1 pseudogene is annotated in these 281 nt (G+C 48.8%); it reads right to left on the minus strand.

Annotated elements, in window-relative coordinates:
- Window positions 1-281: pseudogene (locus V8Q34_RS27445) on the minus strand (iron-containing alcohol dehydrogenase); the annotation flags it as partial.

Genomic DNA, 281 nt, shown 5'->3' on the forward strand with positions numbered 1-281 from the left:
GTTACCTTGAAGTCATTGACTACTGTATACCAGTATCCGTGGCTCTCCAGGAACTCTTTCTCATATTTGATCGCTGCGAACACGTCATCCCAGGTGATCCCCATTCCTTCCGGCCTGATCTCCACTCCTGCCTTGTGGATGATATCCAGGATCCCGTCCGGGTCATTTCCTCCCATTGCGGAGCCTACAAAGATTCCCAGGCATACCGGCTGGCCGTGGATGAATTTTTTCTTTGTCATGTATTCCAGTGTGTAGAATAAGAAATGGTCACTTCCCTCAAT

This window comes from Blautia sp. JLR.GB0024, from assembly GCF_037000545.1.
In the GTDB taxonomy this organism is placed as follows: Bacteria; Bacillota; Clostridia; order Lachnospirales; family Lachnospiraceae; genus Blautia; species Blautia celeris.